We start from the raw sequence: 20,600 nt of genomic DNA on the forward strand, positions 1-20,600 counted from the left end.
CCTTGATGTGCTTGCCGCGCCTGTGTCACGCGGAACAAACGCGGCTATGACCACGTAGTCCAAAAAAAAGACGAGGGGTTATCGGGATGAATTGCATTTACCGGCTGGTGTGGAACGGGGCGTTGGGTGTCTGGCAGGCTGTATCGGAACTGGCTGCGCCGCGCGCAAAGGGATCCGGCAAGGGAGGGAGGCGCCATCTCCGGCGGCGGGCCGGAGCGAGTGCGGTAGTGGCGCTCTCGCTGAGCCTGGCCGCGCCGATGGCGCGCGCGGTCGATGTGCTTCTCGTGGGTACCGGGGGCGTGGGTGGCGGCGACGGCGGCAATGGCGGCATCAGCGGCGGTGGCGGCGGGGCGGACTTTTTCCTTCCGGGCCCCGGCGGTGCCGGCGGCGTTCCCGCTCCAACGCAGACGATTCCCGGCACCGCCAATGGCGGTAGCCTCCTGCCGACTTACGACTATGTCGGCATCGGAGGCGGCGCCGGCGGCGGGGACGGCGCCAACCTGGGCGGCATCAATGGCGGCGACGGCGGCGACGGGGTGCTGGACCTCAACGGGACGACACTGAACGTTGCCAACGCGCTGCTCATCGGAGGCGCCGGTGGCGGTGGCGGCTCGGGGGGCGCCGGTGAGACTCGCGGCGGCAATGGCGGCACGGGCGGCAGTGGAACGCTGACGGCCACGGGCGGCACGGCCATCACGGTCGGCACTCAGTTATACATTGGCGGCCTGGGCGGCGCGGGCGGCAACTGCGGCTGCTCCGGCAACGGCGGCGCCGGTGGCGCGGGCGTATTCAACCTCGGCGATGGCAGCACGCTGAACCTGGCGGGCGCCACTTTCACCATCACCGGCAACGGTACGCTGAACATCGGCAACGCCACGGCCAATGGGGCGAGCGCCGGTACGATCAACGGGCTGGCCGGCAGCATCAACAATGCCGGCGCGATCCACTTCAACCAGTCCGACGCGGCATATACGTTTTCCACGGCGATCTCCGGCACCGGCACGGTGACGCAGAACGGCAGCGGCACGACCTTCCTGACCGGCGCGAATACCTACTCGGGTGGCACGACCGTCAACGCCGGCCTGATCAGTTTCAGCAATGGCGGCAACCTGGGATCGGGCAACATCACGCTGAATGGCGGGGGCCTGCAATGGGCCTCGGGGAACACGACGGATATTTCCGGCCGGCTGAATGCGCTGGGCACGGCCGGCGGCACGTTCGACACCAATGGCAACGACGTGACCGTGGCAAGCGCCCTCGCCGGCGCGGGCGGCTTGACGAAGGCGGGCGCCGGCACGCTGACGCTGACAAACCTGAATGCCTATGCGGGCGTCACCACCATCAGCGGCGGCACGCTGGCGCTGACCGGCACGGGCAGCATTGCCAGTTCCAGTGGCCTCGTCAACAACGGCACTTTCGATATTTCCGGCAAGTCCGGCGGTGCGACCATCGCTGCGTTGTCCGGCACCGGTGCCGTCGCGCTGGGCGGCCAGACGCTGACGGTGAGCACGGGCGGCGGCACATTCAGCGGCGTGATCGACGGCATGGGTGGCCTGACGCTTGGCGGTGGCACGCAGACCTTGTCCGGCCTGAATACCTACGCCGGCACCACCACGGTCAACGCCGGCACCCTGGCATTGACGGGCGCGGGCAGCATTGCAAGCTCCGGCGGACTGATCAACAACGGCAGCTTCGACATCTCCGGCACGACGGGCGGCGCGGCGGTGCGCGCACTGTCGGGCAGCGGCACCGTGGCATTGGGCAGCCAGACGCTGACGGTCAACAATGCCGCGGGCACATTCAGCGGCGCGATTGGCGGCACTGGCGGCCTCACGCTCAATGGCGGCACGCAGACGCTGTCCGGCGTGAACACCTACACCGGCGCCACCACCATCAATGCCGGCACGCTGGCCCTGGCCGGCGCGGGCCGCCTGGCCGCGGATACCGGCGTGGCGCTGGCGGGTACCGGCGCGAGGCTGGACCTGTCCGCCGGCGGCAACCAGTCCGTGGGACACCTCTCCGGCGTGGGGGGAAGCCAGGTGGCGCTGGGCGCCAATACGCTCACGCTGACCGACAACACCTCGCAAACGTTCAGCGGCAGCCTGGCCGGTACCGGTGGCCTGATCAAGCAAGGCAGCGGCACGCTCACGCTCAACGGCACCAACAGCGCCTTTGCCGGCACCACGACCGTGGCGGGCGGCGCGCTGGCCGTGGGTGACGCGGCCAACGCCAATGCGACGCTCGGCGGCAACGTGCTGGTCAACGCGCCTGGCACGCTGCGCGGCCACGGCACGGTGTTGGGCAATGTCGACAACAGCGGCTTCGTGGCGCCGGGCGGCTCCATCGGCACGCTGTCGGTCGGTGGCAACTATGCCCAGGCGGCGAGTGGCACCCTGTCGATCGAAGTCAGTCCGACGGACGCGTCGCAACTGCGCGTGAGCGGTTCCGCCGCGCTGGGCGGCACATTGGCTGTGGTGTTCACGCCGGGTACCTACTCGGCGCGACAGTACACGGTATTGAGCGCGGCAAATGGCGTGACGGGCCGCTTTGCCAACGTCACCACGGCAACCGCCGGAGCCAACCTCGGCACGCTGCAGCCGTCCGTCACCTATGGTCTTGGCGACGTTGCCCTGACCTTGGCGGCGGCCTCGCCGACAGGCCCGTTGGTGGTGGCGCCTGCCAACACGTCGATCTACACGGCGCTTGGCACGACGGCGCTCTCGCAGGCGCAGGGCGCCAGCGCGACGCTGCTCGAGCGGCTGGCCAATGTGCAGCACGGCCTGGAGACGTCCAGGGACGTGTGGATCAAGGCCAACGGCACCCGCAACAAGGTGGGCGGCACCGGCAGCGCGCCGGGGTTCCAGACACACGCCTACGGTTTCCTGGCCGGCGCCGACGGGCAACTCGGCAGTGCCACGGTCGGCGCTGCCGGCGGCTATACGCATACGTCCATCGGCGAGGATGGCACCGGGTCCTCCGGCGACATCGATACGCTGCGGCTGGCGCTTTATGGCAACCAGCCCGTGGGCGCGGTCAACCTGTCGGCCACGTTGGGTTATGGGCTGGATTTTCTGTCGCAGAAGCGGCCGTTTGCCGGGCTGGGCACGGCCGAGGGCGACCATATCGGCCACGAATTCACGGCGGCGATGCAGGCGAGCCTGCCCATGCAGGCCGGCGGATTCGTGCTGACGCCGCAAGCGGGCCTGCGCTATGCCTACATCCGCGCCAATGGCTTCGGCGAGAGCGGTGCCGGCGGCCAGAACCTGCAAGTGGATGCGGACAACGCGCGCAGCCTGCAGCCCTACGTCGGCATGGCGCTCGACAAAGCCTTTGGCGATACCGCGCGCCCAGTCAACGTGCAGCTGCGCCTGGGCTATGCGCACGAAGCGTTGGGCGGGGGCCGCGTTGCGCTGGTGCAAAGCCAGGATGGCACCGTGTTCGCCGCCCCGGGGACGGACCTGCCGCGCTCGTTCCTGACCACTGGCGCCAGCGTCAGCCTGCTGGCGTCGAAGGCGACTACCGTGGCGCTGGGGGTGGATGCGGTGCTCAATACCGGCCACGTGTCGGCGCAGTCGGTGCACGTGCGCGTCGACCACCGGTTCTGAACCGTGGCGCCCGGCAATCGCCACCAGCCGTTCGTTCCGCAGCAGGTTGCGATGCCGACGCCTCTCGACAAGACGGGCTGCTGCCCGGGCGCCAGGGCGGGCGTGGGAACCCTGGAAATCCCTGGCGTCATCCTTGCAGTTCAGGCGTTGCAAGCCATTCGCGTCCCTTGAGCATGCCCTGCCAGTAGAGCGGCGGCAGGATGCGTTCCTTGAGCCACCACGCCAGCCGCGAGGGCCGCGTGCCATCGATGAACCAGCGCGGAAAGCTCGGCGCGACCTTGCCGCCGTAGGTGAACTCGGCCAGGACGATCTTGCCGCGTTCCACCGTCAACGGGCAGGAGCCGTAGCCGTCGTAGCGCGCTTCGCCCCTGGCCTCGCCGCGCGTGGCCAGCACGTTGTGCGCGACCACCGGGGCTTGTTTGCGCGCGGCGGCGGCCGTCTTGGCATTCGACATGTTGCCGGCATCGCCCAGCCCGAAAATATTGTCGAACCGCTTGTGGCGCAGCGTTGCCGGATCGACGTCGACCCAGCCGGCGGCATCCGCCAGCGGGCTGACCCGGATGAAATCCGGCGCCTTTTGTGGCGGCACGGCGTGCAGCATGTCGAATTCGCGCTCCACCATCTCCGGCTCGCCGTTGGCCACGGCGCGCCGGAACGTCGCCCGCCGCGCGGCGCCATCTACCTTCACCAGCGTCTCGCCGAAGTTCAGGGCGATGCCGTAGCGCTCCACGTACTGCATCAGCGCCGGCACGTAGTCGGCTACGCCGAACAGCACGTTGCCGGCGTTGCAGAAATCCATGTCCACGCGGTCGAGCATGCCGGCGCGGCGCCACGCATCCGCGGACAGGTACATGGCCTTCTGCGGCGCGCCCGCGCACTTGATCGGCATGGGCGGCTGCGTGAACAGCGCCTTGCCGCCGCCCTTGCGGGTCAGTTCGCGCACGAGATGCCAGGTGTAGGGAGCGAGGTCATAGCGGTAGTTGGAGGTCACGCCGTTGCGGCCCAGCGTTTCGGGCAGGCCTTCGATCGCCTCCCAGTCCAGCTTGAGTCCGGGGCACACCACGAGCTGGTCGTACTTCACCACGCGGCAACCGTCGAGGATGACGGTATTGTGCTCGGGCTCGAAGGCCGCCACGGCCGCCTTGATCCAGGCCACGCCGCGCGGCAGCACCGAAGCCATGGTGCGAGCCGTATGGGCCGGCTCGAAGACCCCGCCGCCCACCAGCGTCCAGCCGGGCTGGTAGTAGTGGATATCCGCGGGGTCGATGATGGCGACGTCGAGCCCCGGTCTGCGTGCCAGCAGGCTCGATGCCACCGCGATTCCCGCGGCGCCGCCGCCGATGATGACGACGGCATGGCTGGCGTCGGCAATGTCCGTTGGCGTGCGGCCGCCATTGGCAATGCGCCTGACCACGCCCTTGAGCTGGTAGCCGGCGGCCGCGGCGCGCTCGATGATGTCCGGCAGGGGCCGGTGCGTGGCTTGCGACAAGGCCCACAGCGTGGCCGAGCGCATGCCGGTGCGGCAGTAGGCCAGCACCGGCTTCGGCAGGCTGTCCATGAGCCTGCCGAACGCCTGCGCCTGTTCGTCGCCTACCTTGCCCGACTCCACCGGCAGGTAGTGCGCCTGGAGGCCGAGCAGGGAGGCATTGCGCTCGATTTCCTGGAAGCCGGGCTGGTCGGGGCCTTCGCCGTCGGGGCGGTTGCAGATCAGCGAACGAAAGCCGCTGGCGGCGAGGGTATGCACGTCGTCGGGAAGAATCTGCGGGCTGACCGACAGTTCACTGGTGAGGGCGCGGGGTTGCATGGTCTGTCTGTTCCTTCTGGGGCGGGTGGCTCAGAGCAAGTTGAGGGGTATCTTCAGGTAGCGCACGCCGTTGTCCTCCGGCGGCGGCAATTCGCCGGCGCGCATGTTGACCTGGACCGAGGGCAGGATCAGCACGGGCATCGAGAGAGAGGCGTCGCGCGCCTGGCGCATGGCGACGAACTCTTCTTCGCTGATGCCGTCGCGCACGTGGATGTTGTGCGCGCGCTCGTCCGCGATCGTGGTCGCATATTGCATTTCCCGTCCGCCCGGCTGGTAGTCGTGGCACATGTACAGGCGGGTGTCCGGCGGCAGGCTCAGCACCTTGTTGATGGAGCGGTACAGCGTGCGCGCGTCGCCGCCGGGGAAGTCGCAGCGGGCGGTGCCGTAGTCGGGCATGAACAGCGTGTCGCCGACGAAGGCGGCGGTGTCCGCGCCATCGCCGATCACATAGGTCATGCAGGCCGGCGTATGCCCCGGCGTGTGCATGGCGAGTGCCTGCAGTTCGCCGATGCGGAAGGCGTCGCCGTCGTGCAGCAGCAGGTCGAACTGGTGGCCGTCGCGCGCGAAGTCGGCGCCGCTGTTGAACAGCTCGCCGAACACCTGCTGCACGGTGGTGATGTGGCTGCCGATGGCGGTCTGCCCGCCCAGCCGCTCCTTGAGGTACGGGGCGGCCGAGAGGTGGTCGGCGTGTACGTGGGTCTCCAGGATCCAGCGCACGGTCGCGCCCAGTTCCCGCACGCGCCCGACGATGCGGTCCGCGCTGGCGGTGCGGGTGCGCCCCGACTTCGGGTCATAGTCCAGCACGCTGTCGATCAGCGCGCATTGCAGGCTGGTGCGGTCCAGCACGAGGTAGCTGAGGGTCGAGGTGTCGGGATCGAAGAAGGCTTCGATCTCCATTTGCGAGGTACGGGGCTCGGTCGGCGTCATGCGTTGTCGATTTGGGGTTGAGACGGGATCGGCTCCCCTGTCTCAAGACTCGTGCCAACGGCGAGGTGTGCCGCAAAGTGCTGATTTTCTTGTGATTTCCATGTGCGCCATGCCGGATTGCGCGCTGCCGGGCGCCAGGCGGCGCTGCCACTTGGCAGTGATGGCAGGATTTGGCAGAATGGCACCTTCCCGATGCCGGCATGATGCCGGCCCGCCGCCAGCCCCAGGCTCCCCCCCAATGGATCCCCAAGCCAGTCTCCAGGCTCTCCTCTCCTATCTGGAGCAGGAAAGCCAGCCGATGATCGTCCTCGACACCGACTACCGCATCCTGGCCGCCAACACCGCCTACCGGAGGCAGTTCGGCGCCGTCCAGCGCCCCTACCTGGGCCAGCCCTGCTATCGGATTTCGCATGGCTACGACGTGCCGTGCGACCAGGCCGGCGAGCACTGCCCGATGCGCAAGGCCTTCGAGACGCGCGGCCCGGACCGCGTCCTGCACATCCACCACACGCCGCGCGGGCCGGAGCACGTGAATGTCGAACTGCGCCCGATCCTCGACGAGGACCAGCGGATCGTTGCCTACGTCGAGCGGCTGAGCACCGTGCGCAGCGCATCGGCCCGGCCGAGCGCGGAAGGGCTGGTGGGCCGCTCCGAGGCGTTCAACGCGGCGCTGGAGGCCGTGCAGCGCGTGGCGCCGTCTTCGCTGCCGGTGCTGCTGCTGGGCGAATCTGGCACCGGCAAGGAAATGTTCGCGCACGCGGTGCACGAGGCCAGCGCCCGCGCCGGCGGGCCGTTCGTCGTGGTGGACTGCTCGGGCCTGACCGAGTCCCTGTTCGAGAGCGAGTTGTTCGGCTACGAAAAGGGGGCATTTACGGGGGCGCTCACGCGCAAGCCGGGCCTGGTCGAGACGGCCGAGGGCGGCACGCTGTTCCTCGACGAAATGGGCGACGTGCCGCTGTCGATGCAGGTCAAGCTGCTGCGGCTGATCGAATCCGGCACCTACCGGCGCGTGGGGAGCGTGGAAACGCGGCGGGCGGACTTCCGGCTGGTCGCGGCCACGCACAAGCCGCTCGAGCAGATGGTCAGCCAGGGCCTGTTCCGGCAGGACCTTTTCTTCCGGATCGCCGCCTTCCCGATCCACCTGCCGGCGCTGCGCGAGCGGCTTGGCGACATCGCGCTGCTGGCTGAATCGATCCTGCAGCGCGGCGGCGGGCTGCGGGACCAGCTTCACCTGAGTGCGGAGGCGCTGGCGTGGATGCGCGCGTACCACTGGCCCGGCAACATCCGCGAACTGCGCAACGTGCTGGACCGCGCGCGCCTTTATGCCGATGACGGCGTCATCCGCGTGAAGGACCTGCCACCGGGGCTGGGCGAGCCGGTTCTGGCGCCGGTGGCCAGGCGCCACATGCCGGGCGCCCGGGAAAGCGACGACGAGGCATTGCGCGAACGGGTGCGCAGTTTCAAGGGCACGCGGCGCGCGCTTGCCCACGCGCTGGGCATGAGCGAGCGCAGCCTGTATCGCCGGCTCAAGGAACTGGGCATCGGCTGAGCCGCGCTTCGTCGGCAGCTGGCATTTCCCTGCCAGCGCACTGCCATTCACTGCCACCGCTGGCAGCACTGACACCCGGCTGACAGCCCCGCCGTGCCGGCGTTGCCACGCCATTTCCGCGCAAGTGATTGTTTTGTCTGCCCTTTCGGCCCACGCGCCGGGATGGCACGGAACTTGTTCATATGTCGTCATGAACGATCCCGATCAAAACCTGTTACGTCACCTGTGCTGGATCCTGGCGATCAAGATGCTGCTGCTGGCGAGCCTCTGGCTGGCCTTCGTCGCCGGGCAGCGCGTGCCGGTCGACGCCGCCGCCGCTTCCGCGCACCTGCGCTCCGCGCCCATCGTGTCCAGCCACACACGCCTGCAAGGAGCCCGTCCGTGATTTCGGAACAACTGGTGGACCTTTCCCGGCTGCAGTTCGCCGCCACCGCTCTCTATCATTTTCTGTTCGTCCCGCTCACGCTGGGCATGGTATGGCTCCTCGTCATCATGGAGACCGTCTATGTCATGACCGGCAAGGTGGTCTGGAAGGACATGACCCGCTTCTGGGGCAAGCTGTTCGGCATCAACTTCGCGCTGGGCGTGACCACGGGCATCACGCTCGAATTCCAGTTCGGCACGAACTGGGCCTACTACTCGCACTACGTGGGCGACATCTTCGGCGCGCCGCTGGCGATCGAGGGGCTGATGGCGTTCTTCCTCGAATCCACGTTCATCGGCCTGTTCTTCTTCGGCTGGGACCGCCTCTCGCGCGTGGAGCACCTCGTCGTGACCAGCCTGATGGCGCTCGGCACCAACCTGTCGGCGTTGTGGATCCTGATCGCCAACGGGTGGATGCAGAACCCCGTCGGCGCCGAATTCAACTGGCAGACGATGCGCATGGAGATGACCGACTTCTGGGCCATCGTCTTCAATCCCGACGCGCAGGCCAAGTTCGTGCACACGGTGTCGGCCGGCTATGTGACCGGGGCGATGTTCGTGCTGTCGGTGTCGGCCTGGTACCTTCTGCGCGGGCGCGACGTGGAGTTCGCCAAGCGCAGCTTCCGCGTGGCGGCGGCGTTCGGGCTGGCCAGCGTCTGCTCGGTCATCGTGCTGGGCGATGAAAGCGGCTACACGGTCGGCGAGGCGCAGCAGACCAAGATGGCCGCGATCGAGGCCATGTGGGAGACGGAGCCCGCGCCCGCGTCGTTCAACGTGGTGGCCGGCATCAACGAGGCCGCGCAGCGCAATGACTGGGCGGTGCGGATTCCCTGGGTCATGGGCCTGATCGGCACCCGGTCGGCCACCAGGGAGATCCCGGGCATTCATGAGATCCAGGCGCGCAACCGCGAGCGGATCCGCAACGGCATCGAAGCGGTGACCGCGCTGGAGACGCTGCGCAGCCATCGCGACGATGCGCGTGCGCTGGCGACCTTGAAGCGGCATCAGGCCGACCTTGGCTTCGGCCTGCTGCTCAAGCGCTATGCGACGGACGTGCGCCAGGCCACGCCGGCCATGATCGAGCGCGCCGTGCGCGACACCATTCCCCGCGTCACGCCGATGTTCTGGGCGTTCCGCGTCATGGTGGGCCTGGGCTTTGCCATGCTGGCGCTGTTCGCCCTGTCGTTCTGGACGACCCTGAAGGGCCGGTTCCGCTCGCGCCCGTGGCTGCTGCGCTGGGCGATCTGGATGCTGCCGGCGCCGTGGCTGGCTTGCGAGCTGGGCTGGTTCGTCGCCGAGTACGGCCGCCAGCCGTGGACCATCTATGGCGTACTGCCCACGCACCTGAGCGTCTCCACCCTGAGCGCGGCCAGCCTGTATGGCTCGCTGGCGGGCTTCGTCGGCTTCTACACCGTGCTACTGGTCGTCGAGGTCTATCTGATGGTCAAGTTTGCGCGGCAGGGGCCGGGCAGTCTCGGCACCGGGCGCTACGAGCGCGAGCCCGTCCACGTCCACGCGCACGCATAAGGAGAACCGGATGTTCGACTACACCACCCTGAAGCTGGTCTGGTGGCTGCTCGTCGGCGTGCTGCTCGTCGGCTTCGCCGTCATGGACGGGCACGACATGGGCGTCGGCACGCTGCTGCCCTTCGTCGGCCACGGCGACGAAGAACGGCGCGTCGTCATCAACACGGTCGGCCCGCACTGGGACGGCAACCAGGTCTGGTTCATCACCGGGGGCGGCGCCATCTTCGCGGCCTGGCCGCTGGTCTATGCCACGGCGTTCAGCGGTTTCTACTGGGCCATGCTTGCCGTGCTGTGGGCGTTGTTCTTCCGCCCGGTCGGCTTCGACTATCGCAGCAAGATCCATGATCCGCGCTGGCGCCGCACATGGGACTGGGGCCTGTTCATCGGCGGCGCCGTGCCACCGCTGATCTTCGGCGTGGCGTTCGGCAACCTGCTGCTGGGCGTGCCGTTCCATTTCGACGCGTACATGGTCTCCACCTACACCGGCAGCTTCTGGGGCCTGCTCAACCCCTTCGCCCTGCTCGCCGGCGTGGTCAGCAGCGCCATGATCACCATGCACGGCGCCGCGTACCTTGCCCACCGCACGCAGGGACGGCTGCAGGCGCGCGCGGTGCGCGCCAACGGCTGGGCGGCCCTGGTCATGTGCGTGGCCTTTGTCGCCGCGGGGCTGTGGGTCGGCAAGCTCGACGGATACCGGATCGTCTCGGCGCTCGATACGGCCGCCGTCGCGGATCCGACCGCCAAGGCCGTCGTGCGCGAGGCCGGCGGCTGGCTGGCCAACTATGCGCGCGTGCCCGCGCTGTGGCTGCTGCCCGTGCTGGGCGTGGCGGGCGCGCTGGCCGGCGCCTGGCTCCAGCGCGCGCGGCGCACGCTGGCCGCGTTCGTGGCCACCGGCCTGAGCATGACCGGCGTGATCGGCACGGCGGGGGCGAGCATGTTCCCGTTCGTCATGCCATCCAGCAGCGTGCCGGCCCACAGCCTGACGGTCTGGGACAGCGTGTCCAGCCAGCTGACGCTGACGATCATGCTGGGCGCGACCGTCCTGTTCATGCCGCTGGTGATCGGATACACGTCCTGGGCTTATCGCGTCATGCGCGGCAAGGTGACCGTGGAATACGTCAAAGCCAACGAGCATAGCGCCTACTGACATCAACGGAGTTTGCGAATGTGGTACTTCAGCTGGGTTCTCGGCGTGGGCTTTGCTGTCCTGCTCGCCATCATGAACGCCATGTGGGGCGAGAACGAGGAGGCGCGCCGCGCCAGCCGGGAAGAGGACGTATGAGCCCGCGGGCGAAAGCGCAGCGGCCCGGCATGCACTGGCCGGCATTGCTGGCGGGCGTCGCCGTCATGCTGGTCGTCAGCGTCGATCCCCGCGCGCTGATTTCGGCGAGTCCCGGCCGCACGCATCTTGCCGCGGCCCTGCTGTGCTGGGCCATGAGCGCGGCACTGGTGCGCGGTGTCGGCTTTGTCCCGGCGCACCCGGCGGGACGCTGGCTGCTCTCCGCCTGGGCGAGCGCGGCGGCGCTGGCCGGCTGCCTCGCCGCGCGCTTCGTGTAGTCTCCCGGCCCCAATCGTGTCCCCGATCGTGTCCCCGATCCCGTCCCCCTCGATCCCGACCTTGAACAGATGGAAAACGTCGTTGCCAACAGTGCGGCACTAGGTGCCGTCGTCGGCCTCATCCTGGCGCTTACCGGCGCGGGCGGCGCCATTCTCGCCGTCCCTCTGCTGCTTTTCGTCCTGCATCTGAGCGTGGCCCAGGCCGCGCCGGTTGCCTTGCTCGCGGTGGGCCTGTCCGCAGCCGTCGGGGCCTTGCTCGGACTGCGCGCCGGCATTGTGCGCTACCGCGCCGCCTTGCTGATGGCCGTGTCCGGCACGCTGTTCTCGCCCGTCGGCCTATGGTTCGCGCATCGCCTGCCGAACGGACCGTTGACGCTGCTCTTCGCCGCGGTGCTGGCGTTCGTGGCATTGCGCATGTTCAGGCAGGCCGCCGGCAGCGGGACGGCGCGCGTGGCGGACGCAGGCCAGTCCGTCCAGCCCTGCCAACTGGACAACCGCTCGGGGCGCTTTGTCTGGACCGCCTCGTGCAGCCGCGCGCTGGCGCTCTCGGGGGTGAGCGCGGGGTTTCTCTCCGGCCTGCTGGGCGTGGGTGGCGGATTTGTCATCGTTCCCGCGTTGAAGAAAGCCACCAATGCGCCGCTGCACACCATCATGGCGACATCGCTCGCAGTCATCACCTTGGTATCCGCATCAGGCGTGGTTTCGACCGCCATTGCCGGGCACATGAACTGGCAGGTAGGCATGCCGTTCGCCGCGGGCGCCGTGCTGGCCATGCTGGGCGGCCGGCTGGTCGCGAGCCGGCTGAGCGGCGCCAGGCTTCAGCAAGGCTTTGCCGTGGTGGCCGGGCTGATTGCCATCGGCATGGTGGCGAAGGTGGTCATGTCAGCCTGAGACAGGCAAACAGGCGCCCGTGGGGAAAATCCGCCGCGGATGCGCGGCGGTGTCTTACGGCTGGGATGTGGAAAGCAGAACACCGAGCGCGGCGGGCGTAGAGCATTCAGGCCGGCTTCGCGCTGTCGCCAGCTTCTCCCTCCACGTAGCGGTTGGCCCGCCAGGCATCCGGCGCGGCGGGATCCGGCCCCGCCGGGATGCAGGAACGCTCCGCCTCCATATGCATCCGGTGGCTATCGAACGACGAAATGAGTCTTGGACGCCGAAGTGTTAAGTGTTAACACTCTCGGAAAACGACGCTTTCGCTTGTCCGATGCCTTCCGATTCCACTCTCCTCGTACCGCCCTTGCCCGGCCGCGTCTCTCTCGACGTCCAGGGCGCCACCGCCATCCGGCAAGCCATCATCGACGGCGTGCTGCATCCCGGCCGGGCGGTCAATGAGACGGCGCTCGGCACCATGCTGGGCATCTCGCGGAGCACGGCGCGCACCGCGCTGAGGCTGCTCGAACTGGAGGGGCTGGTGGTCCAGCAGCAGTACAAAGGCTGGCGGATCTTTACGCCTACCGCGCAGGATGCGCTCGACCTCTACATGCTGCGCGGCGCGCTGGAGGGGGTCGCGGCCGCCACGGTGGCGCAGCGCGCGGATCCGGCCAGCCTGGCGCGCATCGCCATGCAATACGAGGCGATGCAGGCCGCCGCGACCGAAGGCGTCATGCAGCGGATGAGTGCGTCCGACCACGCCTTTCATACGCAGATCGTGCTGGAGTCTGGCAATCCCAGGCTGGTCGACCAGTATCAGCTCGTGCAGCAGCACATCAAGATCTACGTGGCCACCGCCAACCGCATCCGGGGTCGCTTCCGCGACATCGTGCATGACCACGACGCGATGAAGGACGCGATCCTGGCCGGCCACGCCGCCGACGCGGAAGGCGCCGCACGCGACCATAGCCGCGTCGCCGGCGCGATGATCGCCGACATGCTGGCCAGCGCGCCCGCGTCCGCCCTGTAACCACATCCCTTGCCTTCCCCCTCACCCTCTTCATCATGAAAATCGTCAACGCCGACGCCATCCTCGTTTCGATCCCGTTCCAGCCCATCGGCATTCCCCCGTGGAGCTGGGGAGACAAGGCGGAAAACTGCTTCGACACGCTGCTGGTCCGCATCGAGACGGACACCGGCATCGTCGGCTGGGGCGAGGCGTTCTCGCGCAACAAGGACCGGGCGCTGGCCGAGACCATCCGCACGAAGATCCTGCCGCTCGTCATCGGCAAGGAGGCGTCGGCCATCGGCCGGATCAAGCACGATCTCGAATTCAACCTGCACAACTTCGGGCGGGTGAGCGGCGTCATGAACGGCATCTCGGCCGTGGATATCGCGCTGTGGGACATCCTGGGAAAGTCCGTGAACCGCCCGCTGGTGGACCTGATCGGCGGCGCGTTCGCCGACACCTTGCCGGCATATGCGAGCCTGCTGCGCTACGCCGACGAAACGCATCTCGGCGATGCCATCGAGCAGGCGATCGGGCGCGGCTACCGGTATATCAAGCTGCACGAGATCGATCCCGGCCTGATCCGCTTTGCCGTGAACCTGGGCGCGGGACGTGCGCGCTTCATGCTCGACACCAATTGCCCGTGGCCGGTCTCCGAAGCCATCCGCCAGGCGAAGTCGCTGTCGGATGTCGACCTGATCTGGTTCGAGGAGCCGGTGTGGCCGCCGGAGAACTACAGCGGCCTGGCGCAGGTGCGGGCCGCGGGGCCGTTTCCGATCGCCGCCGGCGAGAATCAGGGCAGCCTGTTCGATATTGCCGCGATGATTGCCGCCGGCGCCATCGACATCGCGCAGCCCGACGTGGCCAAGACGGGCGGCGTGACGGAGCTGCTGAGAATCCGCGCGCTGTGCGAAGCCACCGGGGTCGATTTCGTGCCGCACTGCGCGTTGTTCGGGCCGGGGCAGGTGGCGACGTTCCACATCAATGCGGCAACCCGGTCCACGCCGGTCGTGGAGCGGCTGTACTGCGACTTCGACGAAGACCTCTACGGCGGCCGCGCCAATCCGGTGGCCGGCAATATCCGGGTGCCGACAGGCCCGGGCCTTGGCCTCGATCCGGATCCGGCCATCGTCGAAAAATACCGCGTGCGCTGACGCATCGGCGTCGCGCAACGCATCACCGATCGGACCTCAATGGTGGGACAACCAGTGAGGGAGCGGCCAGCCGCGCATTTTTATCGAATCCCCCGTCTCTCAACCATTCCAAAGAGGTAAGTCATGAGTCGTCACGTTTCGCTGTCCCGCCGCAAATTCCTCATCGCCACGCCGGCGCTTGCCACGGCCGCCGCGGCTGGCCTGGGCATCAGCCTGCCTTCGCGCGCCGCCAGCGCCGACACCACGCTTGTGCTCGGCGATCAGGCCGGGTTGCTGCGTGGCCTGGTGGAGGCGTCCGGCGTACTCAAGGACGCGGGCTTCAAGTATCGCTGGGCCAGCTTCCAGGGCGCGGCGCCATTGTTCGAGGCGCAGCGCGCGAGCGCGGTGGACGTTGCCTGGGGCGGCGACCTGCCGATCCTCGCCGCATCGGTCGGCGACCCCACCTTCAAGATCGTGACGACGCTGGGCGGGCAGGCATCGTCGCTGGGCCTGCTGGTGCAGGACGACTCCAAAATCCGGTCGGTCGCCGACCTGAAGGGCAAGACCGTGGTGATTTCGTCCGCGCGTGGCAGCGTGGCGCAATACCAGTTGTATGGCGCGCTGGCGGAGGCCGGCCTGAAACCCGACGACGTCCAGGTCCGCTTTGTGCTGCCGACCGATGCGGCAGCCGCGTTCGCGTCGCGGCAGATCGAAGTGTGGGGCACCTTCGACCCGTATTTCGGCGTGGCGCAGCAGCGCGGCGGCCGCATCCTGCGCGACGGCAGCCGGATCAACAGCGGGCTGTTCTTCGTCACCGCGCCGCAGACGTCGCTGGCCGACCCGGCCAAGCGCGCCGCGCTGGCTGAGTACCTTCGCCGCCTGCAGCAAGCCGGCGCCTGGGCGAAGAACAACGCGGAGGCCTACACACGCATCTACGGCGAGCTGACGCGCGTGCCGCCGGAAGCGGCCAAGCTCATCACGAACCGGTCGTTCATCAACATCCGCCGCTTTACCGACGATGACGTGGCCACGCTGCAGAAGGTGTCCGACGCGGCGTCCGCCTGGAACATCATTCCGAAGCGCATCGATGTCAGGTCGATCGCGGAACAATCGCTGGCGACGTGACAGGCATCGGCCAGGCATAGTCTGGGGGGCGGCGCGCGATCTCCCCGGGCTCGCCACGGGCTGCCGCGCCTTCGGTAGCGGAAAGCACTCAACGAAGCGAGTACGCGAATTCGTCGAGCTGCGTGATGGCGCTGTTCCAGCCGTCGAAGAAGCCATACTGTTCGTGCGTGGCGCGGCCCTCTTCGTCCTGGTGCATTACGCGGGCGGTATAGCGGCTTCCCTCGCCTTCGTCTTCCATCGTGATCACCGCCGTGAAGCCCAGCATGGGCTTGGTCGGACGCCAGCCCGCGGTAAGCAGCGAGGTGAAGACCAAGCGCGATTGCGGAACAACTTCGAGAAAGCTGCCCGGGTTGTCGCTGCTACCCCCGTCCGGACCCTTCATGAAGGTATGAAAGGCACCGCCCGGCCGCAGGTCGAAGGCGACAACCTCAGTCTGCCAAGGTCTCGGACACCACCATTCTTTCAACAACTCGGGCTCCGACCAGGCGCGCCACAACGCGGCGCGCGGGGCGCGCAGGACGCGGGTGATGACGAGATCACGGGAATCAGCGCTATCGGCTACGTTCTGGGTCATTTCTTTTGCTCCGCTTGATGAAGTCGTTCAACGAACCGGACCATGCGATCCGATCTGGCTTCCCACATGGCCCTTTGTTCCGCTATCCACTTTTCGGCCATCGAAAGTGTCTCCGGCCTTAGCTCGCAGGTGCGCGTGCGGCCGGCCTTCTGCGTATGGATAAGGCCGCTGCGTTCAAGCACTGTCAGGTGCTTCATGAAGGACGGCAGCGCCATGTCGAAAGGCGCTGCCAATGCGGAAACGGTTTGCGCGCCGCCGACCAGCGCGCAAACGATGGCGATACGTGTCGGATCCGACAGTGCCTGGAAGACCTCGCTGATCGGCGGTAAATACTTATCCATAAAGCTAAGTATAGGGTCGCTCAGAAGAATGCGCAATACCGGCGTCCGGGAACAGGAAGAACGCCGCCCGTCGCCGCCAACCCCGACAAAAAAGGCAGGCCGAAGCCTGCCTCAACGGTGCAAGGTGGAGAGGCCTTATTCAGCCACGACATTCGCCGACCTGGCGACGGCGCCCCATTTGTCCGTTTCGCTCCTGATGTAGCCGGCAAACTCCTCCGGCCTGGTCGCCACCACTTCCGCGCCGAGTGTCGCCAGCTTGCTCTTCACCTCCGGCATGGCGAGCACCTTGGTCAGGGCCGCGTTCAGTTGCCTGACGATCTCCGGCGAGGTGCCGGCGGGCGCGACGAGACCGCCCCACGAGGATGCGTCGAAGCCCTTCAGCACCGATTCGTCGATGGTTGGCGCGTTCGGGAACGCCGGCACGCGCTTCTTGCTCGCCACGGCGATCAGCTTGAGCTTGCCGCCCGTCACGAACGGGCGCGCGGCGACGGCGGTGGTGAACATCATGGACACCTGCCCGGCCATGACATCCGTCATCGCCGGACCATCGCCCTTGTATGGCACGTGCATCATGTCCAGCTTCAGCCCGGACTTGAACATCTCGCCGACGAGGTGGTTGGAGGAGCCGTTGCCGGCGGAAGCGAACGTGTATTTGCCCGGATTCGCCCTGACCTCCGCCACCAGCCCGCTGATGTCCGCGGCCTGAACCTTGGGTCCGGCCACCAGCACGATGGGCACGGTGGTCGTCTGGCCGATGGGCGCGAAGCTCTTGTTGACGTCGTAGTTGAGGCGCGGATAGATCGTCTGGCTGATGGCGTTGGGGCCGACGTTCGCCATCAGGAGCGTGTAGCCGTCGGCGGGCGACTTGGCGACGAACTCCGCCGCGATGTTGCCGTTGGCGCCAGGCCGGTTTTCCACGACGAATGTGCCGCCCGTGACATCCTTCAGCTTTTCGCTCAGGACACGCGCGGTGGTATCGGATGCACCGCCCGGGGGGTATGGCACGACAATGCGCACGGGCTTGTCCGGATAGGCCGCCGCCGCCGCGCCCGAGACCAGAACTGCCGCGCCGATCGCCAGGCGCCAGGAAATGTGGATTCGTGTTTTCATGGGTGTCTCCTCCAGGTTTTGATTATCGAGGTTGGATGGGTATCAGTACTGCGCCTCTTGCGAGCGGCTTGACCGTCTTGCTGTAGATGTTCAGCCAGCCCTGCTCGGCGGCGCCCAGAATCGGCGTCGCCACGGCGCGGCGCGCGGCCATCTCGTTCTCGTCGACCAGCAGGTTGAGCTGCCGGCCGGGAATGTCGATCTCGATGTCGTCGCCGTCCTTGACCAGCGCCAGCGGACCGCCCGCGGCGGCCTCGGGGCAGACCTGTCCCACGGCGACGCCCCGGTTCAGGCCCGACAACTGCCCATCGGTCACCACCGCGACCTTGCCGTTGAAGCCGGCGCCTTCGACAGCCGCGACGAACGACGAGGCCAGGGCGACGCCCGGGCCGCCGATGGGCCCCATGCCGCGCAGGCACGCCACGGTTCCGGCCGTGATCCGGCCATCGGCCAGCGCGGCAAGCGCTTCTTCCTGCGAGTGAAAGACCACGGCCTTGCCGCGGAAGCTCTCCGCCTTCTCGCCGGCATTGCCAAGTTTGAGAATGCTGCCCTCCGGCGCCAGCGAGCCCTTGAGGATGACCAGCGACGGCTTGGTCGAGACCGGATCGTCCAGCGTCCGGAGAATGGACGGCGACGGCGCCTCGTACGCATCGAGAATCGCTTGCCACGTCTTGCCCGAGACCGTCAGGCAGGTCTGCTCGATCATCGGCGCCAGCCGCTTGATCGTCGCCAGCGTGCCGCCCGCCGCTTCGAGCGCCTCGGTGCGGTGCGGGCCATTGGGCTTGACCGTTGCCAGCAGCGGGACTTCGCGCCCGAGGCGATCGAACAGCTCGTAGAGATCGACCTCCGTTCCGGCCTCTTCCGCGACGCCCTGCAGGTGGCGCAGCACATTGATCGACGTCGACAGCGCCAGCGCGACCCGCACGGCGTTGCGGAACGCCGCCGGAGTCAGGATGCTGCGCGGGGTCAGCCCCTCATTGACCATCTCGACGATGCGCGCGCCGGCTGCCCGGGCCTGGTCGACCATCGCGGGCGAGTTCGCCAGCACCGGGCTGGCGCCCGGCAGCGTCAGGCCCAGGGCCTCGCAGACGATGTGCATCGAATTCGCCGTGCCGAGACCGGCGCACACCCCGGGGCTGCGCACGGCGCGCTTGCACATCCCGTCCAGGTCCTCGAAGGAAAGCTGGCCCGTCACGTGCATGCCCACCTTCTCGAAGACGTCTTCGATGTCGACATGCTCGCCCTTGTACTGGCCGCTGGCCTGGTAGCCGCAGATCACCATGAGCGTCGGTATGTCGAGCCGCGCCGCCGCCATCATCTGCCCCGGCGTGGTCTTGTCGCAGGACGCCAGGCAGACCATGCCGTCGAGTTGCGCGCCCTCGACCTGCACTTCGATGTCGTTGACGATCAGGTCGCGCGACGGCAGGATGTAGCGCCCCTGCTTGCCCGCGCTGGTGATGAAGTCGCTGGGCGCGGCCGTGCGGATCTCGAAGGGCACGCCCCCCGCCGCGCGGATTGCCGCCTTGACCTGCGCGGACACGCCGTCGAGATGGCTGAAGCAGCTCGACAGCTCCGAGGACGTGTTGACTACCGCGATCTTGGGCTTGTCCAGGTCCACGTCGCTCAGGCCCAGCGCCTGCCACTGGGCCTTGCGCAGCGCCCATCGGGTGGTGCCCGGGTCGAAATTGCTACGGTATTTCGGGGAAGTCATTGCGGGGCTCCAAGGAAGGCACCATTGTTTTCCAGCACCTGCTGGATATCGGATACCGGCACGCGATGGACGCTGGTGCCGCGCGCCGCGGCAGCCGCGGCGGTGTGGCCGGCCGCCTCGCCCATCGCGAAGCATTGCGCGGTCACGCGGATCGAGGCCTGCGCGCCGTGGGTGGCCGACGCGCACCGGCCCGCCACCATCAGGTTGTCGAAGCCTTCCAGCAGCAGCGAGCGCAAGGGAATCTGGAAATACGTGCCGGGCGGCAGCCAGATCCACTTGGTGGCCCGGCCGGCGGCGTGATCCTCCATCGGCCACGCGCAGCAGGCGATGGCGTCGTCAAAGCGCGCGCCCTCCAGCACGTCCCGGTCGGTGAGGACATAGCTGCCGACGGTGCGCCGGCTTTCCCGGATGCCGATGACCGCGCCCGTATCCATGACAAAGGCGGACTCGAATCCGGGCACGTACTTGCGGAATGCCTTCAGGTAGGTGCAGACCTGTTCCCGCCCGGCGATTTCCGCGCGCGACATGACGCTCAGGTCGAACGGATCGGGCGACTTGCCGTCCACCGCCACTTTCGTGATGTTCAGGTGCGCGAGCCCGGGACGCTCCGCGAACACCCCGCCGGCGGTGCGGGGCAGGTCATAGCCGTCGGCGACGGCCTGTTCCAGCCGCTCGCGCAGCGCGGGGCGGCTCAAGCCGGCCAGCGCGTCGGTGTCCACCCCGCCGAACCGCATCATGGTGGTCGGAAACTGGAGATCGCCCGCCGATACTTCGCACGGCGCGCCCGCGAAGTTCACCAGGTCGGCGTCTCCCGAGCAGTCGACGAACGCCTTTGCGCGGATGGCCAGGCGCCCTTCCTTGGTCTCGATCAGCACGGCATCGACCTCGCGGCCGTTCATCGCCACGCCGGCCACCATCGCGTGAAACAGCACCTCGACCTTTGCCTCCTGGACGAGCTGGTCGAGGGCGATCTTCATGGCGAACAGGTCGTAGGGCAGCGATGCCGTCTCCAGCCACCGGGTCGGCGCCCCGAGGCCGTCGAGCCCCCGCAGCCGCTCGATGACCTCGTTGCAGAAGCCGCCCACGATCTGCCGGACCTGCGTTTCGGTGACGGCGTACAGGCCGCAGATGCTGCCCAGGCTGACCGATGTCAGCGTGCCGCCCAGGAAGCCCTCGCGCTCGAGCAGCAGCACCCTGGCGCCCGCGCGTGCCGCCGAGACGGCGGCCGCCACGCCGGCGGCACCGCCGCCCACCACGCAGACGTCGGCGGTGCGGAACACTGGCGTGGACCGGGCTGGCTCGGATACCACGCCAAATGAATACGTAGTCATTTTACCT

General features: G+C 67.9%; 18 protein-coding genes. 11 read left to right on the forward strand and 7 right to left on the reverse strand.

Annotation, left to right across the window (positions count from 1 at the left end; all coding sequences use genetic code 11):
• Positions 1–86: 86 nt before the first annotated feature.
• On the forward strand, positions 87–3,605 hold the full coding sequence (locus K206_RS0101520; RefSeq protein WP_029043104.1) for an autotransporter domain-containing protein: 3,519 nt from the start codon (positions 87–89) through the stop codon (positions 3,603–3,605).
• A 127-nt stretch (positions 3,606–3,732) separates the two neighbouring features.
• Here the strand turns inward: K206_RS0101520 and K206_RS0101525 are convergent, their stop codons facing one another.
• Together K206_RS0101525 and K206_RS0101530 are read right to left on the reverse strand one after the other, a co-directional pair.
• The gene (locus K206_RS0101525) at positions 3,733–5,409 is read right to left on the reverse strand and encodes a bifunctional protein tyrosine phosphatase family protein/NAD(P)/FAD-dependent oxidoreductase (RefSeq protein ID WP_020200641.1); all 1,677 of its coding nucleotides are present in this window, start codon (positions 5,407–5,409) and stop codon (positions 3,733–3,735) included.
• Positions 5,410–5,439: 30 nt separating this feature from the next.
• Positions 5,440–6,336: an MBL fold metallo-hydrolase gene (locus K206_RS0101530; protein WP_029043105.1), complete on the reverse strand. Its 897-nt coding sequence runs from the start codon at positions 6,334–6,336 to the stop codon at positions 5,440–5,442.
• A 238-nt stretch (positions 6,337–6,574) separates the two neighbouring features.
• Here K206_RS0101530 and fisR point away from each other — a divergent pair, with 238 nt between their 5' ends.
• From fisR to K206_RS0101580, 10 genes are all read left to right on the forward strand, one after another.
• Positions 6,575–7,885 (forward strand): sigma 54-dependent transcription regulator FisR, encoded by a 1,311-nt coding sequence (gene fisR, locus K206_RS0101535; protein WP_029043106.1) that lies wholly within the window; start codon positions 6,575–6,577, stop codon positions 7,883–7,885.
• A gap of 190 nt (positions 7,886–8,075) precedes the next feature.
• Positions 8,076–8,270, forward strand: a complete 195-nt coding sequence (gene cydP, locus K206_RS0101540; protein ID WP_020200644.1) for a cytochrome oxidase putative small subunit CydP — start codon at positions 8,076–8,078, stop codon at positions 8,268–8,270.
• The gene (locus K206_RS0101545; protein WP_020200645.1) at positions 8,267–9,835 is read left to right on the forward strand and encodes a cytochrome ubiquinol oxidase subunit I; all 1,569 of its coding nucleotides are present in this window, start codon (positions 8,267–8,269) and stop codon (positions 9,833–9,835) included. Before cydP ends, K206_RS0101545 begins: the two co-directional genes overlap by 4 nt.
• Positions 9,836–9,845: 10 nt before the next feature.
• Positions 9,846–10,982, forward strand: coding sequence for a cytochrome d ubiquinol oxidase subunit II (gene cydB / locus K206_RS0101550; protein ID WP_020200646.1), 1,137 nt, complete (start codon positions 9,846–9,848; stop codon positions 10,980–10,982).
• Between the two features lie 18 nt (positions 10,983–11,000).
• Complete coding sequence (gene cydX, locus K206_RS41100; RefSeq protein ID WP_020200647.1) at positions 11,001–11,117, forward strand: cytochrome bd-I oxidase subunit CydX; 117 nt, start codon at positions 11,001–11,003, stop codon at positions 11,115–11,117.
• A gap of 29 nt (positions 11,118–11,146) precedes the next feature.
• Positions 11,147–11,392, forward strand: coding sequence for a cyd operon YbgE family protein (locus tag K206_RS0101560; protein ID WP_020423624.1), 246 nt, complete (start codon positions 11,147–11,149; stop codon positions 11,390–11,392).
• Between the two features lie 69 nt (positions 11,393–11,461).
• Positions 11,462–12,283 (forward strand): sulfite exporter TauE/SafE family protein, encoded by an 822-nt coding sequence (locus K206_RS0101565; protein ID WP_020200649.1) that lies wholly within the window; start codon positions 11,462–11,464, stop codon positions 12,281–12,283.
• A 313-nt stretch (positions 12,284–12,596) separates the two neighbouring features.
• A complete protein-coding gene (locus K206_RS0101570; protein WP_081651283.1) occupies positions 12,597–13,292 on the forward strand; it encodes a GntR family transcriptional regulator in 696 nt (231 codons plus the stop codon).
• A gap of 35 nt (positions 13,293–13,327) precedes the next feature.
• A complete protein-coding gene (locus K206_RS0101575; RefSeq protein WP_020200651.1) occupies positions 13,328–14,425 on the forward strand; it encodes a mandelate racemase/muconate lactonizing enzyme family protein in 1,098 nt (365 codons plus the stop codon).
• 123 nt (positions 14,426–14,548) lie between these two features.
• Positions 14,549–15,529: an ABC transporter substrate-binding protein gene (locus K206_RS0101580; RefSeq protein ID WP_020200652.1), complete on the forward strand. Its 981-nt coding sequence runs from the start codon at positions 14,549–14,551 to the stop codon at positions 15,527–15,529.
• Positions 15,530–15,617: 88 nt separating this feature from the next.
• Here K206_RS0101580 and K206_RS0101585 read toward each other — a convergent pair whose 3' ends face one another.
• The 5 genes from K206_RS0101585 to K206_RS0101605 all read right to left on the reverse strand — a co-directional run bounded on the left by K206_RS0101585 (position 15,618) and on the right by K206_RS0101605 (position 20,593).
• Entirely contained in the window at positions 15,618–16,103 is a 486-nt protein-coding gene (locus K206_RS0101585) for an SRPBCC family protein (RefSeq protein ID WP_029043107.1), read from the reverse strand.
• Positions 16,100–16,444, reverse strand: coding sequence for a helix-turn-helix transcriptional regulator (locus K206_RS0101590; RefSeq protein ID WP_020200654.1), 345 nt, complete (start codon positions 16,442–16,444; stop codon positions 16,100–16,102). Before K206_RS0101590 ends, K206_RS0101585 begins: the two co-directional genes overlap by 4 nt.
• Positions 16,445–16,579: 135 nt before the next feature.
• Positions 16,580–17,554, reverse strand: coding sequence for a tripartite tricarboxylate transporter substrate binding protein (locus K206_RS0101595; RefSeq protein ID WP_020200655.1), 975 nt, complete (start codon positions 17,552–17,554; stop codon positions 16,580–16,582).
• Between the two features lie 22 nt (positions 17,555–17,576).
• Entirely contained in the window at positions 17,577–19,262 is a 1,686-nt protein-coding gene (locus tag K206_RS0101600; protein ID WP_020200656.1) for a dihydroxy-acid dehydratase, read from the reverse strand.
• Positions 19,259–20,593: an FAD-dependent oxidoreductase gene (locus K206_RS0101605; protein ID WP_029043108.1), complete on the reverse strand. Its 1,335-nt coding sequence runs from the start codon at positions 20,591–20,593 to the stop codon at positions 19,259–19,261. The genes K206_RS0101600 and K206_RS0101605 overlap by 4 nt, the downstream gene beginning before the upstream one ends.
• Positions 20,594–20,600: the final 7 nt, after the last annotated feature.

It is taken from the genome of Cupriavidus sp. WS (assembly GCF_000395345.1).
Taxonomy (GTDB): domain Bacteria; phylum Pseudomonadota; class Gammaproteobacteria; order Burkholderiales; family Burkholderiaceae; genus Cupriavidus; species Cupriavidus basilensis_B.

What these genes read in the sequence shown, in the direction of transcription:
- K206_RS0101570 (WP_081651283.1), top strand. Translation starts at nt 12,597, where the DNA reads ATGCCTTCCGATTCCACTCTCCTCGTACCGCCCTTGCCCGGCCGCGTC.
- K206_RS0101595 (WP_020200655.1), bottom strand. Translation starts at nt 17,554, where the DNA reads ATGAAAACACGAATCCACATTTCCTGGCGCCTGGCGATCGGCGCGGCA.
- K206_RS0101585 (WP_029043107.1), bottom strand. Translation starts at nt 16,103, where the DNA reads ATGACCCAGAACGTAGCCGATAGCGCTGATTCCCGTGATCTCGTCATC.
- K206_RS0101590 (WP_020200654.1), bottom strand. Translation starts at nt 16,444, where the DNA reads ATGGATAAGTATTTACCGCCGATCAGCGAGGTCTTCCAGGCACTGTCG.
- K206_RS0101565 (WP_020200649.1), top strand. Translation starts at nt 11,462, where the DNA reads ATGGAAAACGTCGTTGCCAACAGTGCGGCACTAGGTGCCGTCGTCGGC.
- cydP (WP_020200644.1), top strand. Translation starts at nt 8,076, where the DNA reads ATGAACGATCCCGATCAAAACCTGTTACGTCACCTGTGCTGGATCCTG.
- cydX (WP_020200647.1), top strand. Translation starts at nt 11,001, where the DNA reads ATGTGGTACTTCAGCTGGGTTCTCGGCGTGGGCTTTGCTGTCCTGCTC.
- K206_RS0101580 (WP_020200652.1), top strand. Translation starts at nt 14,549, where the DNA reads ATGAGTCGTCACGTTTCGCTGTCCCGCCGCAAATTCCTCATCGCCACG.
- cydB (WP_020200646.1), top strand. Translation starts at nt 9,846, where the DNA reads ATGTTCGACTACACCACCCTGAAGCTGGTCTGGTGGCTGCTCGTCGGC.
- K206_RS0101525 (WP_020200641.1), bottom strand. Translation starts at nt 5,409, where the DNA reads ATGCAACCCCGCGCCCTCACCAGTGAACTGTCGGTCAGCCCGCAGATT.
- K206_RS0101560 (WP_020423624.1), top strand. Translation starts at nt 11,147, where the DNA reads ATGCACTGGCCGGCATTGCTGGCGGGCGTCGCCGTCATGCTGGTCGTC.
- K206_RS0101520 (WP_029043104.1), top strand. Translation starts at nt 87, where the DNA reads ATGAATTGCATTTACCGGCTGGTGTGGAACGGGGCGTTGGGTGTCTGG.
- fisR (WP_029043106.1), top strand. Translation starts at nt 6,575, where the DNA reads ATGGATCCCCAAGCCAGTCTCCAGGCTCTCCTCTCCTATCTGGAGCAG.
- K206_RS0101600 (WP_020200656.1), bottom strand. Translation starts at nt 19,262, where the DNA reads ATGACTTCCCCGAAATACCGTAGCAATTTCGACCCGGGCACCACCCGA.
- K206_RS0101605 (WP_029043108.1), bottom strand. Translation starts at nt 20,593, where the DNA reads ATGACTACGTATTCATTTGGCGTGGTATCCGAGCCAGCCCGGTCCACG.
- K206_RS0101530 (WP_029043105.1), bottom strand. Translation starts at nt 6,336, where the DNA reads ATGACGCCGACCGAGCCCCGTACCTCGCAAATGGAGATCGAAGCCTTC.
- K206_RS0101575 (WP_020200651.1), top strand. Translation starts at nt 13,328, where the DNA reads ATGAAAATCGTCAACGCCGACGCCATCCTCGTTTCGATCCCGTTCCAG.